16 protein-coding genes are annotated in these 15,216 nt (G+C 37.2%); 9 read left to right on the top strand and 7 right to left on the bottom strand.

The window, feature by feature from the left end; genetic code table 11:
* The first annotated feature begins 269 nt into the window (after positions 1-269).
* The 3 genes from ACB089_RS16985 to ACB089_RS16975 all read left to right on the top strand — a co-directional run bounded on the left by ACB089_RS16985 (position 270) and on the right by ACB089_RS16975 (position 1,969).
* The gene (locus ACB089_RS16985) at positions 270-491 is read left to right on the top strand and encodes a DUF2829 domain-containing protein (RefSeq protein WP_374967447.1); all 222 of its coding nucleotides are present in this window, start codon (positions 270-272) and stop codon (positions 489-491) included.
* A 60-nt stretch (positions 492-551) separates the two neighbouring features.
* Entirely contained in the window at positions 552-1,307 is a 756-nt protein-coding gene (locus ACB089_RS16980; RefSeq protein ID WP_374967446.1) for a 3-oxoacyl-ACP reductase, read from the top strand.
* Positions 1,308-1,459: 152 nt separating this feature from the next.
* Entirely contained in the window at positions 1,460-1,969 is a 510-nt protein-coding gene (locus tag ACB089_RS16975) for a QueT transporter family protein (protein ID WP_374967445.1), read from the top strand.
* A 56-nt stretch (positions 1,970-2,025) separates the two neighbouring features.
* Here the strand turns inward: ACB089_RS16975 and ACB089_RS16970 are convergent, their stop codons facing one another.
* The gene (locus tag ACB089_RS16970; protein WP_374967444.1) at positions 2,026-3,369 is read right to left on the bottom strand and encodes a TldD/PmbA family protein; all 1,344 of its coding nucleotides are present in this window, start codon (positions 3,367-3,369) and stop codon (positions 2,026-2,028) included.
* A gap of 3 nt (positions 3,370-3,372) precedes the next feature.
* On the bottom strand, positions 3,373-4,761 hold the full coding sequence (locus ACB089_RS16965) for a TldD/PmbA family protein (RefSeq protein WP_374967443.1): 1,389 nt from the start codon (positions 4,759-4,761) through the stop codon (positions 3,373-3,375).
* A 219-nt stretch (positions 4,762-4,980) separates the two neighbouring features.
* Here ACB089_RS16965 and ACB089_RS16960 point away from each other — a divergent pair, with 219 nt between their 5' ends.
* The 3 genes from ACB089_RS16960 to ACB089_RS16950 all read left to right on the top strand — a co-directional run bounded on the left by ACB089_RS16960 (position 4,981) and on the right by ACB089_RS16950 (position 7,920).
* A complete protein-coding gene (locus ACB089_RS16960) occupies positions 4,981-5,208 on the top strand; it encodes a transcriptional regulator SplA domain-containing protein (protein WP_374967442.1) in 228 nt (75 codons plus the stop codon).
* A 440-nt stretch (positions 5,209-5,648) separates the two neighbouring features.
* Positions 5,649-6,578 carry an arginine deiminase family protein gene (locus tag ACB089_RS16955; protein ID WP_374967441.1) on the top strand — a complete coding sequence of 310 codons (930 nt, stop codon included), beginning with the start codon at positions 5,649-5,651 and terminating at the stop codon, positions 6,576-6,578.
* Positions 6,579-6,594: 16 nt separating this feature from the next.
* On the top strand, positions 6,595-7,920 hold the full coding sequence (locus ACB089_RS16950) for an amino acid permease (protein ID WP_374967440.1): 1,326 nt from the start codon (positions 6,595-6,597) through the stop codon (positions 7,918-7,920).
* Here the strand turns inward: ACB089_RS16950 and ACB089_RS16945 are convergent.
* Positions 7,917-8,684 (bottom strand): YqcI/YcgG family protein, encoded by a 768-nt coding sequence (locus ACB089_RS16945; RefSeq protein ID WP_374967439.1) that lies wholly within the window; start codon positions 8,682-8,684, stop codon positions 7,917-7,919. The two genes, ACB089_RS16950 and ACB089_RS16945, sit on opposite strands and share 4 nt — an antisense overlap.
* A 312-nt stretch (positions 8,685-8,996) precedes the next feature.
* Between ACB089_RS16945 and ACB089_RS16940 the strand changes: the two genes are divergently transcribed.
* Both ACB089_RS16940 and ACB089_RS16935 read left to right on the top strand, forming a co-directional pair.
* Positions 8,997-9,860, top strand: a complete 864-nt coding sequence (locus ACB089_RS16940) for a GNAT family N-acetyltransferase (protein WP_374967438.1) — start codon at positions 8,997-8,999, stop codon at positions 9,858-9,860.
* Positions 9,861-9,871: 11 nt separating this feature from the next.
* Positions 9,872-10,276, top strand: a complete 405-nt coding sequence (locus ACB089_RS16935) for a GNAT family N-acetyltransferase (RefSeq protein ID WP_374967437.1) — start codon at positions 9,872-9,874, stop codon at positions 10,274-10,276.
* 44 nt (positions 10,277-10,320) lie between these two features.
* Here the strand turns inward: ACB089_RS16935 and ACB089_RS16930 are convergent, their stop codons facing one another.
* Entirely contained in the window at positions 10,321-10,758 is a 438-nt protein-coding gene (locus ACB089_RS16930) for a MarR family winged helix-turn-helix transcriptional regulator (RefSeq protein WP_374967436.1), read from the bottom strand.
* A 120-nt stretch (positions 10,759-10,878) separates the two neighbouring features.
* On the opposite strand from ACB089_RS16930, the gene ACB089_RS16925 reads away from it, so the two are divergent.
* A complete protein-coding gene (locus ACB089_RS16925; protein WP_374967435.1) occupies positions 10,879-11,466 on the top strand; it encodes an NAD(P)H-dependent oxidoreductase in 588 nt (195 codons plus the stop codon).
* A gap of 43 nt (positions 11,467-11,509) precedes the next feature.
* Here ACB089_RS16925 and ACB089_RS16920 read toward each other — a convergent pair whose 3' ends face one another.
* The 3 genes from ACB089_RS16920 to ACB089_RS16910 are packed head-to-tail and all read right to left on the bottom strand — an operon-like array spanning position 11,510 to position 15,026.
* Positions 11,510-12,580: an ATP-binding protein gene (locus ACB089_RS16920; RefSeq protein WP_374967434.1), complete on the bottom strand. Its 1,071-nt coding sequence runs from the start codon at positions 12,578-12,580 to the stop codon at positions 11,510-11,512.
* Positions 12,577-13,254: a response regulator transcription factor gene (locus ACB089_RS16915; protein WP_374967433.1), complete on the bottom strand. Its 678-nt coding sequence runs from the start codon at positions 13,252-13,254 to the stop codon at positions 12,577-12,579. The genes ACB089_RS16920 and ACB089_RS16915 overlap by 4 nt, the downstream gene beginning before the upstream one ends.
* Before the next feature lie 17 nt (positions 13,255-13,271).
* The gene (locus ACB089_RS16910; RefSeq protein WP_374967432.1) at positions 13,272-15,026 is read right to left on the bottom strand and encodes an ABC transporter ATP-binding protein; all 1,755 of its coding nucleotides are present in this window, start codon (positions 15,024-15,026) and stop codon (positions 13,272-13,274) included.
* Positions 15,027-15,216 lie beyond the last annotated feature (190 nt).

The following is a 15,216-nucleotide window of genomic DNA, read 5'->3' as shown; positions in this document are numbered from 1 at the left end:
AAGGAGAAGCCAAAATTTATTAAAACGAGAAAAATGAAACGATTGGAGAATGGCAACGTAGAAGATCGTCCACACTTTATCGTAAGCAATTCAGCCCTCAAGCAATTTGATGGTCAATGGGGCTAACAGTGGCGATGGAGCAGCTGCAAATGAAGAAAAAAATAGATTCCCACATGCTAAAAAGAAATTTAAGCTATATAATTATTTTTTTTATAGTAAAATTATTATGGATAGTTGCTAAGTATTTGATAAAAAAGGATGAGTGTTAGATGAAGTTTGAAGAAATATTACCACGCTTAAAAGCAGGAGAAAAAGTAATTCGTAAAGGTTGGGGCGGCGTAGAATTATATGTGAAGCTTGTTGGGCAAAGCGAGCATGATGGTGAAACTTTAAATCCGTATTTTTTAATTAATGTACGTGGTGAGGGCTACACAATGTTTACACCAACAGTCTGTGATTTGTTAGCGGAAGATTGGGTCATTGTCAATTAATCCAAAGAGAAGCCATCTCAAATGAGGTGGCTTCTTGTTTATTTTTTGAGGAGAGATGTTATGAAGTTTGAAGAATATAAAGGTAAGACGGTATTTGTAACGGGGGCTGCTTCAGGTATTGGACAGGCTCAAGCTAGTGCATTTTTAGAGAATGGAGCAAACGTATTCGGTTTTGATTTGGATGAGCAAGGGTTAATAACACTACATCAGCAATATCCTCATCATTTTGCATATAGGGTAGGTAGTGTATGTAATATGAACGATGTTGAGCAAGCGTTTGAAGCCGTAGTTTCAATATTTAAGCAAGTAGATATTTTATTAAATACTGCAGGCATTTTAGATGGCTTTGCAAAGACGCTTGATACAGATGAAGCGCTTTGGGATAAAATCATGAATACGAATGTAAAGGGCACTTTTTATGTGACGAATACGGTATTACCTCATATGGTAAAACGAAAATCAGGCATAATCGTCAATATGGCATCTATTGCAGGGCTTGTGGCTGGTGGTGGTGGAGCTGCATACACAGCGTCCAAACATGCAATTGTTGGCTATACGAAGCAAGTAGATTTAGATTACTGTCGGGAAGGAATTCGTGCCAATGCCATCGCACCAGGAGCCATTCAAACACCGATGAACAAGGCTGACTTTGAAGGAGACGGGGAAATGGCGAAATGGGTAGCAAATGAAACGCCTGCAGGTCGCTGGGCCCAACCAAGTGAAGTGGCGAATCTCACACTTTATTTAGCTAGTCAATCGGCTGATTATATACATGGTGCAATCATACCAATTGATGGTGGCTGGCTTACAAAATAAGATTGTTCATTAGTAAATTCTTCTGCTATAATACGCAAGTAAGCAAAAATTAGCTTGCACTACGGCACTTCAGATAGGGCGAAATGCTCTCTTCCTTTGGTCGTAGTTATGACTAAAATAGCGGATGTGCTATTTTACAAAGGAGAATAAAATTGAATACATCTATTGTAAAAGATTCAAGCCGTACTTCTGTAACTGAACTTACAAAGACGGCACTTGTTGCAGCTTTATATGTGGCTGTAACTGTTTTATTGTCAGTTATTAGTTTTGGGGCAGTACAGCTACGTTTGTCAGAGATGTTCAACTATTTGGCATTGTACAACAAGCGATATGTAGTAGCCGTGACATTAGGAGTAGTACTTGCAAATTTCATGTCACCAACATGGATGTTAGATGTACCTATTGGTGGTATTGGGACATTTCTTGTATTAATTCTTTGCCGTAGAGTAACGAAAAATATAACAAATGATATTGTGAAAATGGTTATAACTGCATTGATTTTTGCTGTATCAATGTTCACCGTTGCAGGACAATTAACAATCCTCTATGATCTTCCGTTTTGGGCAACTTGGTTTACGGTTGGGGTTGGGGAATTGCTGTCAATGACTGTTGGTGGTGTGACTATTTATTTATTAAATAAAAAAATTGATTTATCGAAATAATTTAAATGCAAAAAAAGCAAGTCACCTTGTAATAAAAGGGGACTTGCTTTTTTACATTATTCAACTGTTACAGATAGTTCCTTCACAAGGAGGGATGAGGAGCCATACCCATTTGGCAGGAAGTAAAGCTCTGAGCTAGTTTCTTCGATATTGTTTAAGAAATCAAAGAAGTTTCCGGCTATTGTCATTTGCTTCACAGGTGAGGCAATTTTGCCATCTTGAATATGGAATCCTTGTGCCGCGACAGAAAAATCGCCAGAAATCGTATTCGTACCAGAGTGAAGTCCAGATAATTCAGTAATAAGTACGCCTTCAGATAGCGAGGCAATTAACGCCTCCTGTGATCGCTTACCTGGCGAAATATATAAATTTTGGGGTGCGATTGATAAAGTGTCCTTGTAAGAATCTTTATGTGCATGCCCACTCGTTTCGCAGCCCTCCTTCTTTGCCGTTTTTCTGTTATGCAATAGTGTTTGCAGTGTTCCATCTAAAATTACTGTCTGCTCTTTTGTTGCAACACCTTCACCATCAAAGCTTGCTCCAGACAAAGCTTCAGGGTGGAATGGGGCATTAAGCAATGTAAAAGTATCTGACGCCACTTTTTGCCCAACTTTCCCTTTTAACAAAGACTGGTTCTTTTGTGCATTTTCAGCTGACAGTACAGGCATAAAAGTACTTAGTAAAGAAGCAGTCGCATCAGAACGTAGGATGATTGGATATTTTCCGGATGGAATCGACTTTTCACCTAGATTCGCAAGTGCTTCCTCAGCGGCTGCTTTTGCAATTTCATCTGCATTGAGAGAATGAAAATCACGTGTCATTTTTAAATAACTACCCGTTTTCAGTTCCTCGCCTTCTTTGACAACTGTGGACAGGAAGATAACTAAGCCATTCTCCTTATGTGATAAGGAAAGGTCTTTACTATTCGCTAATGAACGTTCGGTACCATATTCTTGAAGAATACAGTAATCAAGCGTTACAATGCGCGAATCGTACGCACGAATTTTTTGTTCTATTAAACGAAGTAGCTCTATTTTTTCAGGAATACCGATCGTCTCTAACTCTTCATTGTAAAATTCATAGGACGTGTATTCGTTACTGCCTTCAAAAATATCTATGCCCTCATCCTCATCTAGAACATCTGCATTTGTTTTTGCACTGTTGATTAAAAAGGAAATTGAATCATCGTCTAATTTTTCCGTATAAGCATAACCCATTTTTCCGTTATACAGCCCACGTAGACTTAGACCCGCATCCTCAGACGTTTCGTAGCTATCAATCTGTCCTTCGTAAAGCATGCACTGGAAAGAATTTTTTCGTTCATAATAAACTTCAGCCTCTTTAAAACCAGCTTCTATCGCATTGTTTAGTAGTTTTTCCTGGTATTCAGCAATGTTCATAAATTATTCCCCCTTCGTTCCTCCAACTGTCATTTCACTAACACGGATCATCGGTTGGCCAACATTGACAGGAAGACTACCACTAATTGATCCACACATACCTGCACCATGCGCAAGATTATTTCCAACACGATCAACGAGCTGCAATGTTCTTGCCCCGTTGCCTATAAGTGTTGCACCACGTACAGGACGATCGATTTTTCCATCCTTAACAATATAAGCTTCCATAACCGCAAAGTTATAGTCACCAGTCGAAGGATTTACTTGACCGCCACCCATATATTTTGCATAAATACCATATTCGGTAGATGCAATAATTTCTTCAGGTGTAGAACTGCCTGGAGCGATATATGTGTTTGTCATTCGGGATGTTGGATTGAAGCGATAGGATTGGCGACGAGAAGAGCCGGTTGGTTCAGCATTCATACGGCGCGCATTAAATTTATCAATCAAGTAGCCTTTTAAAATACCATTTTCAATTAAGATGTTTTTTCGTGTTTTTTCCCCTTCATCATCAATGTTAAGGGAACCCCATTCGTTTGGAAGTGTGCCATCATCAATATATGTAACAATTTCAGGGGCAACTTTTTCACCAATACGATTTGCAAAAACGGAATTGTTTTTCGCGACGGCTGTTGCTTCGAGACCATGACCACATGCCTCGTGAAATATAACACCACCAAATTCATTATCAATGATGACTGGGAATTTACCGCTAGGACATTCATCGGCATGAAGCATAGTGACTGCAATTCGTGCAGCTTCACCAGCATAGTGCTCCAGATCTAGATTTTCGATAAATTCAAAGCCTGCATGTGCACCAGGACCATAGAAGCCCGTTTGCATTTCTTTGCCCTCGGAGGCGGTTGCCTGGATGGCAAGTCGACTATGAATGCGCGTATCTTCTACAAATTTCCCTTCTGAGTTGGCGATTAAAACATGCTGCTCTTCGTCAAGATATCTTACTTTAACTTGATTGATGCGTTCATCATAATTTCTAGCAATGTCATTAGCCTGTCGCATGATTGTTGCTTTTCTAGCATGCTCCACACTGTTTGGTAGAATGATAATGTTATGAATTGGCGTAATAATGTCTTTTTTCAGTGGGTGGATCGTTCCGGTAGCACCTCCGTTAATGGCAAGTGCTGCTCGTTTTGCTGCTGCTAGTAAGCCTTCCTCTGAAAAATCATTTGTGTACGTATAGATGCTTTGAAGTCCAGAAAAAATGCGTATACCAATGCCGAAATCACGCCCTGAAATACTTTGTTCAATTTTTCCGCTTTGCAATGCTAATTCATTGACAAACTTATCCTCGATGAAAATTTCCGAAAAATCGCCACCTGTCGAAAGGGCAGCTTCAAGTACATTTTCAATAACTGATTGTTTAATCATATTTCTCCCTCCTTTTCTTGATTATACCAAATAATTCAAAAATTCTGTATTTGTGAGGTGAATCACATGATTATTTATATTCTATTTGTGACATTTTATGATTAGGGAGTGTTGTTAGTAGGGAAATATTCCAATGAATATCTACATGAGAATCAAAAATTAATTATATTTAACATCTTCTTACACCAAACTAGTGGAAAGGCATAGGAAGGTGATGGAATGAAACAACAACAATATAATGCAGGGGATATCGTTTATATTTTTTATCAACATCCACATATTCAGGAAGTAGTAAACATACAGGAAGCGGTAGTAGTGAACAATCCGGATAATCTAAAGGAGCTGGCGCTATTCCTCTTTGAGACGTATTATCCGCTAACAAACGATATGTTCATATTTACAAGTGAAATGGATGCTGAGCAAGCTTATCATCAGTATTTTCATTGATGGAGACTGACAAGTAGCATTTTTACTTAAATCAGCTTTTCAATACTTTAATGAGAGAAGACGTGATAAGTTTTCTCTCTAAATATTATTCTATAACTAACTGTGTTACATATGGTTCAATATATTTGCTATCTAATCCCTCCGGCGGATGTCACGGAATCGGAAAGGAGGTCTTAAAGGATGTTAGCCTAAAATCATCGCATCCATGCGATAACGGCTAACTGACCTGCATCACGCAGGCCTAAGCACAAAGCCGATTCCGGACGCAATTATGCCGAGGCATAATTGATAGTATTCCAAAGTTACACTCATTTCTTTAATTGTTTTTATACTTATATATATGAATTATCTAAATAACAAAAAAGTCCTCCTCTAATTTGTATAATCCCAATCTTGGTGGTAACGCTAACAGAGATAGTTATGAGAGGGGGGAATACATTATGAATTCATTCCAAGTAAATTGTTGGTCGGAGCATGATGAACTTAAGGTTGTTATGCTTTGTGCACCTTCAAAATTAGATGTACCAGATTTAACAATAGCTGAAAATGTAGGATGGGATGCTACTGTCAATCATGTGAAAGCAATGGAGAATTTCATGGAATTTAAGACAGCCCTAGAAAATGAGGGTGTCCATGTTATTGATTATTCGAAGGAGCTAACAAATGAAGAGAATATAGTAAGTGAGCAGCTTATTAATAGGTACTTTGTTCGCGATCTAGCCTGTGTTTTAGGAAATAGTATTTTATCTGGAGAAGCAGGGAGTTCGCTAAGACGTCCAGAGTATCCACATGCTCACTCATTATTAGAAAAGTGGTTTCCAGAAAAATTAAATAAGCCACCTTCTACTGCTTTAGAATGTGGAGATGTAATGATCCTAAATAAGGATGCCGTACTTATTAATATTGGAATGAGGACAACGTTAGAGGCTGTGGAGAGTATCAAGGATCGTATCTTCCAAGAAGGATTTTCGGAAATTGCAATCATTGATTTGCCAAGACGCTCCGATACACTTCATTTAGATATGAATTGTAATGTAACGAACGCTAATCTGCTAATAGCTAAAAACTTTATGCGTTATTTTCCTGTACACGTCTTCACAGCTCAAACTAGTCGTTTTGAAATGACAGAGCAATTTTTAAATCACCATGGCTTTGACGTTTACTTTCTTGAAAAATATAATACAATCCCTGATATCAATTTTATTAATCTTAATCCCGAGACACTGTTGATTAGTAAGCAAGCAACGAAGCAACACTGGACGAGGCATCCATTATTGCAAAAAAAGAATTTGATAGAAGTTGATGTCACAGAGCTTGAAAAAGGCGGTGGTGGCATTCGTTGTATGACATTGCCATTGTTAAGAAAGTAAAGGAGGGTTGATCAAAATGACATCTAAAACAAGTAAAGGGCGGCTGTCTTGGTGGCAACTCTCGCTACTCGGTATCGGTTGTACACTAGGAACAGGATTTTTTCTTGGGACTAGTATGGCCATTCATAAAAGCGGTCCTGCTGTAATAATCCCCTTCTTGTTAGCGGCGATTTGTACCTATATTGTTTATGATGCACTTGTTAAAATGTCTGTTGCTAACCCTGATAAAGGCTCATTCCGTACCTATGCAAAGCAAGCTTTTGGAAGATGGGCAGGATTTAGTAATGGTTGGGTTTACTTGATTTCTGAAGTGCTTATTATGGGGAGTCAATTGATGGCACTTGGTATTTTTACAAAGCTTTGGTTTCCAACGCTTCCATTATGGGTGGCCGCTTCTATTTATGCTGCACTTGGATTGGCCGTTATTCTTACTGGTATGAAGGGCTTTGAAAACTTTCAAAATATTTTTGGTGCGTTAAAGGCAGCGGCGATTGTGATGTTTATTGTAGTGGCTGTTCTATTAATCATAAAAGGGATTAACAATGATTCAACTACATTGGATTCTTTGCATGCAAACTACGAAGAATTTTTCTCACAAGGTATTAAAGGGATTTGGCTTGGTTTGTTATATGCTTTTTATGCATTTGGTGGTATAGAGGTTATGGGTTTAATGGTCGTAGATTTAAAAAATCCTCAAGAAGCACCGAAAGCTGGAAAAGTGATGCTTATTGCCATAACGATCATTTTCTTAATGGCTATTATGCTTGCCTTGATGCTTGTCTCTTGGAAGGATTTTAATATTGAGGAAAGTCCATTTATTACAGCCCTTCGTGATTATCACATTCCTTTTGTTGCAGATATTTTTAATGGCATTTTAATTATTGCCGGTTTTTCAACAATGGTAGCCTCCTTATATGCGGTCGTAACGATTCTCATTACACTTGCAGAAGATCATGATGCCCCAGCTTCACTGGCTAAAAAGGGAAAAATGAAGGTTCCATTTCCTGCTTTGCTCTTTCTAGCCAGTGGTTTAATCATTACAATTGTTATTGGTTTCCTCATGCCAGAAAAGATTTTTGAATATTTGATGACAGCTGCAGGTCTCATGTTAATTTATAACTGGCTCTTTATATTAGTAACATATGCGAAGCTAATGGAGCTATCGAAGTGGGATCATGTAAAAAATGCTATCGGGATGTTGCTCATTGGTGTGACAGTGTCTGGAACGTTAGGGGAAAAAACTAGTAGACTAGGGTTTTTCGTGAGCCTGCTTTTTATCGTCATAATAGGAATTGCCACTTGGATTGTGATGAAAAGGCAAAAACACGATAAACATGTTTAATGTTCTTCGTTGTGTGATGAAAACAGAGAATTTTGCATACGTAAAAATGGACATTTCGATGGACTACCGTGATCATCACTTAAAAAATATTGCTTCCATTCATAACTATCTTCTTGCCCATACCATTTTAAATCAGGATGAGCTGGAATGGCATCATATTCAGAAATGCGTTGACGAATTAGTTTTTTTAATTTTCGACCAAATACAGTAGAGTCATTGATTTCTTCAAATATCCAGCGGGGCTGAAATGCCATTAATAAAGTAGAAAAATGACGGCTCTTTCGCGATTTATGGGCTGGCGTTGCACAAGAGATAAAATAAGGTTGACCGTTAAAACAAAATTCCCAATCATGATGAGATGGATCAGTTGGAATTTCCTCTGGCCAATCGCAATCATCAAATTTAGTTAAATTGTTTAAAACCAACCAAAACAAATTTCTATAATCCTCAACATCGAAGTTTTCCAGCATATCGTCAGGGGTTTTAAAGAAAATGGCGTGGGTTGTATATTTTCCAAATGTTTGCGAGCATTTTCCGTATTCCTTTAAGCATTGTGCTAACGTCTTTATCGATTGCTCCTCCCGTGGATCTCCGATAAAACTATAACGAAGATGGTTTGATAAAAATCCTGTTCTAGCTGGGATACAAGGGAAAGTATTTACTTCATCTTCAACCGTGGCAGCGAAGTCTGTATATGCTGACTGTTGCCATAATGGAAGTGTTTCAAAATGTTCTTCTATCCACTTCTTGTCTACTACTTCCATTTGAGTCTCCTCCTTCTATACATATTATTAAAAAAAGTGCAGATGAGTGACGATGTATGGGTAATAATGTTTTCTAAATAGCGAAAATAAGGCTCACCACCATAATGTGTGGTTGATTGGAGTGAAGGCTAGGCGTTTGTAAGGAGTCGCCCAGCCTTTTCTGATTTTTGGTGATAAGCAAATTAATAGTTTCAATTTTATTGATAATAGAAAACATGATTAATGATATGATAAAGTTCTACTATTTCAGTTATTTAACATAGAGATTAAATTGAGAAGTTGAAGAAAAATCAATGGAAGGATGTCAGGCATTTGAATTCATCTACTATAAAATTAACAAATCGCATGTTAAGGATTAAAAAAAATGCAGAAAAAGAAGCTTCCTCTTCACAACATAATATGTTACTACCAATTCATTTCCTACTTGCTTGTTTAAAAGAAAAAGAGGGGGTCCTTGGCGAAATAGTATTAAAATGTACTATAGATGGAGCTTCTTTAAGAAACAGGGCTAATGAGTTTAGTCTAAAATCAGACAAGCAAGTTACAAGTCATCATTTATTTAATGTTCCCATAACAAAGGATGTTGTAACTGTATTGGAACAAGCAACTAGCTATATGCAAAACTATAACCAGGTTTATTTAAATGAAGGTCACTTGCTTAAAGCATTAATAAAGACGAATATGCTTGAGGAATTCGTTTCAGAAGAAGATATGAAATTGATTTTAAAACTTGGTACCACATCAAGAGATATGGTTACTCATCTTGAAAATTACAATTTTCCAAAAGTGAATTCTAGCAATATTCGTAGGGTAAATCGTGATGATCAGAATAAGCTAATTCAATTTGTAGAAAATCATTTTTCACAAGAGTGGTCAGATACAATTAATAGTGCATTTTTAAGTACTACACCTTCTATATATGTAGCTTTTGATAATAAGGGAGATCTTGTTGGATTTGCTGCATTTGACGTGTATCAAAATAAAAAATGTTATTTTGGCCCTATGGGTGTAGCGAAATCGAATCGAGTGAAAGGGATAGGATACTCTCTACTCCATCATTGTTTAAAAGATATGCATGATATTGGGTATGAATATGCAATCATTGGAGGAGCAGGTCCGATCGAGTTTTATGAAAAAGCTTGTCGTGCTGTTGTTATTCCTGCAACCACAATTTAAAGGAGATCGTTATGAATATCGTTCAAGCAAACACTATTTCTCCAATTATTAGAAAGCTACTTTCTTTTGCAACGTCGGATGAAAAAGTTCTACAAGTGTATGAAAAATATATCCTTTTATCGAATAGGACATTATATAGCTTCGAAGTTGAGGGTGAAATAGTCGGTTGTATTGGGATAGAACAAATCAGTTTATCAAAATGTGAGATTAAGCATATTGCCGTATTAGTAAATCAAAGAGGAAAAGGCATTGGCAGTAAAATGATTAATTTTGTGGCAAATGAGTACACATCAATAGTTGCTGAAACAGATCATGAGGCAGTAGATTTTTATCGACGCTATGGTTTTTTCATAACTAGCCTAGGGGAGAAATACCCGGGTGTGGAACGCTTTCTATGTCAATATACTAAACAGTGAAAGAACCTGCAATGCTTTTCCTAATGAAAGCATGCAGGTTCTTTTTATAATTTTGGATGAAAGACCTTTTTGTTAAGAATGTTTAAAGCATATTGAATGTCCTCTAAATCTTTCTTTGATGCATGTTGTATTAGTTGTTGAAAGCGCTCTTCTATACAGGCAAATGCTTCTTTCATCATTTTTTCTCCATCTGCTGTAAGGCAAACATAGTGCTTTCTTCGATCTTCGGTATCAATCATTTTTTCTACTAGCTTTCTTTCCTGTAATTTGCGTAATTCACGGCTTGTATTAGGTAATGACATATGCAGACAGTCACTAATTTCAGTAGGCGTGACTGGCTGGCTTACTTTTATATGTTCAAGAATTTTATATTGTACTTGGGTAATATTGTCAATTTTAATGTCTTGTGTTAATTCGTGTGTTACTTGGTGTACAGCTGTTGTAAATGCTACAAACTGATCGAATAATTCTTTTTTGTCCACACTTGTTCACCTCTTACTGACAAGATAACAAAAAACTTATCTTAAAACAATTATCATTTGACAACTAAAAATAGAAGGTTTATTATTTTGTTATCAAATGATAAGTAATGGGGGTATATAATGAACGCATTAATTATTTATACATATCCGAATCATAAAAGTTTGAATTATGCTTTTTTACAGGAGGTTATGAAGGGCTGTAATGACAATCCTTCTATAAAGGATATTCAAATAGTAGATTTATACGAGGAGCAATTTAATCCGCTTTTAGTATTTCATGAGCATAAACGCCGTCGGGATATGTTTCGTGATCCAAAGCTTGAGAAATATCGAGAACAAATTAGGTGGGCTGATAAAATCGTTTTTGTCTATCCGATATGGTGGGGAAGGCCACCAGCAATGCTTTTAGGGTATATTGATCAATTGTTTGCGGCCAATTTTGCGTATAAAGATAAAAAGGGGCTATTTCCAGAGGGGCTTCTAAAAGGAAAATCAGTGGTGTGTATTTCCACAATGAAGGGGCCAACAAAATATCCTCTATTATGGCTGAATAATGCTCATAAAATATTAATGAAAAGGGCGTTATTTAGTTTTGTTGGCATTAAACAGGTGAAGTTTTTTGAATTTGGTAATATGGAAAGTAAAAAGGGGAGACAAAGTAAAAAACTTGAAAAAGTTTATCAGTATTTTAGAAAAGTAGCTTACTAGATTCTTTGTTTAATAGACCCGTGCCAGACGAAGAAAGAAGCTATTATTCGTTTGCACGAGTCTGATCTGTCTGCAATGGCAGTGTGACAAAAAATGTTGTAAATTCAGCAAGCTTGCTTTCGACAGTGATTGTTCCGTTATGCATATCGATAATTTTTTTGACAATGGATAGCCCTAAGCCACTTCCACCATTAGCAGCTGTCCTCGATGGGTCAGCCTTATAAAATCGCTCAAATATATGCTTTTGCTGTTCTTCTGTTAGACCAATACCATTATCATGAACGGCAATAGTAATCGTATTGATTTGCTTCGTCATAGAAATTGTAATGGTGCCAGTAGCATGTATGAATTTAATGCTGTTGCTAAGTAAATTCATCCATACTTGATTCATTAAGTCTTCATCAGCCATAACCGAAATATTTTCTAATTGAAGATCCATCTCTATATTTTTAGCTAACCAATTCGGTTCAAGTGCTAGCACTACATGGCGTAATTGCTTATCGAGTCGGTAGTGCTTTGGCTCGAATGGGTGATGCTGTGATTCTAATGACGTTAGCTTTAGTAAATTGTCACTAATTTTCGATAAACGATTACTTTCCATCTCAATAATTTCTAAATAATGCTGTCGCTTATCCTCTGGGAGATCCATGTTTTTCAATGCTTTAGCAAAACCATTAATAGATGTAAGGGGAGATTGGATTTCATGAGATACATTCGAGATAAATTCTTGTCTCATTCTTTCTAATTCGCCTAATTCGACCGCCATATGGTTGATACCATGTATTAATTGACCGAATTGATCTTCATTTGTTTTAAGGTCTAATTTTACAGTAAAGTCACCTTTAGCAAGTCGGCTTAATGCATCTACAACCGTATCCCAATAGTTTCGCTGTTTATTTAGTCCAATTAAAAAGAGAATAATAATAGTGCAAGTAAAGAGAACAAATACGCCAACTACGGTCCATAACTGAAGCCAAAAACCTTGTGGATGTTTACCTAACCAATCATAAATCCATGAAGTAATGTGGAATGAAATAAAAGCAAATATGATGTTAACGATAAGAAGGACCGTTAAAGATAACAAAAGCTTTAAAAAGTATTTTAGTCTTCTCATGAAACAAGTTCCAATCGATAACCTAAGCCACGAATTGTGCGAATAACAAATCCACTTGTTTCTTGTGGGAAACGTTGACGAAGCCTCTTAATGTGAACATCGACTGTACGTTCATCACCTTCATAGTCATATCCCCAAATTTCTTCAATGAGTTGTTCGCGTGAAAATGTTTTCCCAGCATAGCTTGCTAAGGCAAATAATAATTCAAATTCCTTTAAACGCAGTGTTAAAGATTTCCCATTATATACGACTTCATGTGTATTGCGATTTAACTTTACATTGCCAGCTTCCACGAGTTGAGATATGGAAATACGGTATCTTTTAAGTATTGATTTTACACGGACGATTAGCTCTGCTGGCTCAAAAGGTTTCACAAGATAATCATCTGTTCCAAGATTAAAGCCCTTCACCTTTTGTGAGGTTTCTCCCTTTGCGCTGAGCATCAGGATGGGGAGTTCATCGTTAAATGAACGTATTTCTTCACATAATTCCCAGCCATCCATTTTTGGCATCATAATATCCAATATGATCATATCCACTTTATCAGAAGCTAATTTGGACAGTGCATCCACACCGTCCGTAGCCTCAATTATCTCTAAACCTTCATTTTGTAAAAATATTTTTATTAATTCTCGAATATGCGCATCATCATCTACAACTAAAAGTGTTGTCATGCTAACAAATCCCTTCGTTATTCCTCTTTAATACGTAATTGTTGCTTGGCAAACTCTCGATACATGTCATGAGTCTCAAATAGAGTATCATGTGTGCCACTGCCCGTTATATGTCCTTTTTCCACAAAAAGTATTTGATCTGCATCCACTACTGTTGAAAGGCGGTGGGCAATGACAAGCGTTGTTCTACCTTGCATTAAATTATCTAAAGCTTTTTGAACATAGATTTCCGAGTTACTATCCAGACTAGATGTTGCTTCATCTAGCATTAATATTTGAGGGTTGCGTAATAGTGCTCTGGCGATAGAGATGCGTTGTCGCTGACCGCCAGAAAGTTTAATGCCCCGTTCTCCGACTTCCGTGTCAAATTGCTCTGGCAGTTCGTTGATAAACTGATCGGCATAGGCCATTTTAGCAACTCTTTCAAGTTCTTCATCCGGCACCACTCTGTCGATGCCGTAGCAAATATTTTCACGAATCGTACCAGATAGCAGTGCACTCTCTTGAGCAACGTAGCCGATTTGGCTTCTCCAAGAATGTAGGGAGTACGTGTCGATCGGAGTATCTCCGAGTGTGATCCGTCCGTTAGTAGGTTGATAATATCTTTCTAACAGAGAAAATGTCGTTGTTTTTCCTCCGCCACTTGGTCCAACGATGGCCGTTACTTTACCTGGTTCAATTGTAAAATTGATATTCGATAAAATCGGTTCTTCTCCATAAGCAAAGTCAACATTTTTTACATAAATCGGCTGATCCACTTTTTTTAAGGTTATTCCTTCGAAGATATTCTCCTCTTCATGCTCAAGTAATGCACTGATTCGCTCTGTAGCACCCATTGCTTTTTGGAGCTGCGTAAAGAACATCGTTAATTGAGTCATCGGCATAATGATTTGAATTAAATATAAAATAAATGCCACCATGTCACCAGCAGTAAGCTCTCCTGAAGAAACTCGTACGCCACCATATCCAATAATGGCTACAAGGACTGACATTAATACAAACGAAATAAGCGGAGAGATAAGGGCGTGGATTTTCGCTTCTTTTAAACCAAACGTAAAGAGGTTGGTAATTCCTTTCTTGCCACGCTCGTATTCCATACGCTCGGCGTTAGAAGCCTTTACTAATCGAGTTTCAGGTAAAACTTGATTTAACACAGACGTAAATTTTGCCGTCTCATCTTGCATACCTTTGGAAATGACAAACATCCGTCTTCCTAACAGCATCAAAATAATCATAGCAAGTGGAACAGCAATGAGCATCACTAAAGTCATTTTCCAATCTAAGATTAATAGAATGATGACTGATCCTATAATAGAAATAACGCCCGATAAACAGTTCGCAAGGTGTTCTGTAATAAGCTCCTTGACGACAGCGGTGTCATTCGTAACACGACTTAATGTTTCGCCTGTATCATTTTCATCGTAATAGGGAATTGGTAAATGAAGTAACTTTCTCCAAAGCTGATCTCTTAAATTCGCGACAACATGATGTCCGACACGATTTAAATAATAAATGGAAAGCCCTCTCGCAATAGCCTGCACGATAAAAGCAATACCTAACAAAATAATTTGCCAATAATCAAGGGACTCTACTGAAAAGCCATCCACTAATTTTTTTGTAAATAACGGAACGATAAATCCAACCCCGGTAGTCGCTAAACTCATCATTAATGAGATGATTATAAGCCATATTGGCGGCTCAGCTTGTTTGACTAAGCGAACAAAACGTCGCCAATCATTCTGTTTTGTCGTATCTTTTGAAGTTTCCTGCAACGTAAAAATCCTCCTTCATTTTCATCAACAATAAAATAGGAACCTTTTATGTTTCTTACTATAGCACGTCTTTGTGAACTGAATATGAAACGAGTAGTTCATAGTAAAATAGGATGATTGTGATAGAGGTTTATTCTTGAAATGTATCTATTTCTAAGTTTTTTAGGGGAAGTTCCAAACAGGTTCATTT

This window comes from Lysinibacillus sp. RS10, assembly GCF_041956855.1.
GTDB classification, from domain to species: domain Bacteria; phylum Bacillota; class Bacilli; order Bacillales_A; family Planococcaceae; genus Lysinibacillus; species Lysinibacillus xylanilyticus_A.
The sequence above is the reverse complement of the archived record's forward strand: the minus strand, read 5'-3'. Positions and strand labels throughout refer to the sequence as shown.

Bases quoted from the DNA above. Each gene is read 5' to 3' on its own strand.
- ACB089_RS16960 (WP_374967442.1), top strand. From the start codon at position 4,981: ATGAAACAACAACAATATAATGCAGGGGATATCGTTTATATTTTTTAT.
- ACB089_RS16925 (WP_374967435.1), top strand. From the start codon at position 10,879: ATGAACGCATTAATTATTTATACATATCCGAATCATAAAAGTTTGAAT.
- ACB089_RS16950 (WP_374967440.1), top strand. From the start codon at position 6,595: ATGACATCTAAAACAAGTAAAGGGCGGCTGTCTTGGTGGCAACTCTCG.
- ACB089_RS16970 (WP_374967444.1), bottom strand. From the start codon at position 3,369: ATGAACATTGCTGAATACCAGGAAAAACTACTAAACAATGCGATAGAA.
- ACB089_RS16935 (WP_374967437.1), top strand. From the start codon at position 9,872: ATGAATATCGTTCAAGCAAACACTATTTCTCCAATTATTAGAAAGCTA.
- ACB089_RS16920 (WP_374967434.1), bottom strand. From the start codon at position 12,580: ATGAGAAGACTAAAATACTTTTTAAAGCTTTTGTTATCTTTAACGGTC.
- ACB089_RS16980 (WP_374967446.1), top strand. From the start codon at position 552: ATGAAGTTTGAAGAATATAAAGGTAAGACGGTATTTGTAACGGGGGCT.
- ACB089_RS16915 (WP_374967433.1), bottom strand. From the start codon at position 13,254: ATGACAACACTTTTAGTTGTAGATGATGATGCGCATATTCGAGAATTA.
- ACB089_RS16965 (WP_374967443.1), bottom strand. From the start codon at position 4,761: ATGATTAAACAATCAGTTATTGAAAATGTACTTGAAGCTGCCCTTTCG.
- ACB089_RS16945 (WP_374967439.1), bottom strand. From the start codon at position 8,684: ATGGAAGTAGTAGACAAGAAGTGGATAGAAGAACATTTTGAAACACTT.
- ACB089_RS16955 (WP_374967441.1), top strand. From the start codon at position 5,649: ATGAATTCATTCCAAGTAAATTGTTGGTCGGAGCATGATGAACTTAAG.
- ACB089_RS16985 (WP_374967447.1), top strand. From the start codon at position 270: ATGAAGTTTGAAGAAATATTACCACGCTTAAAAGCAGGAGAAAAAGTA.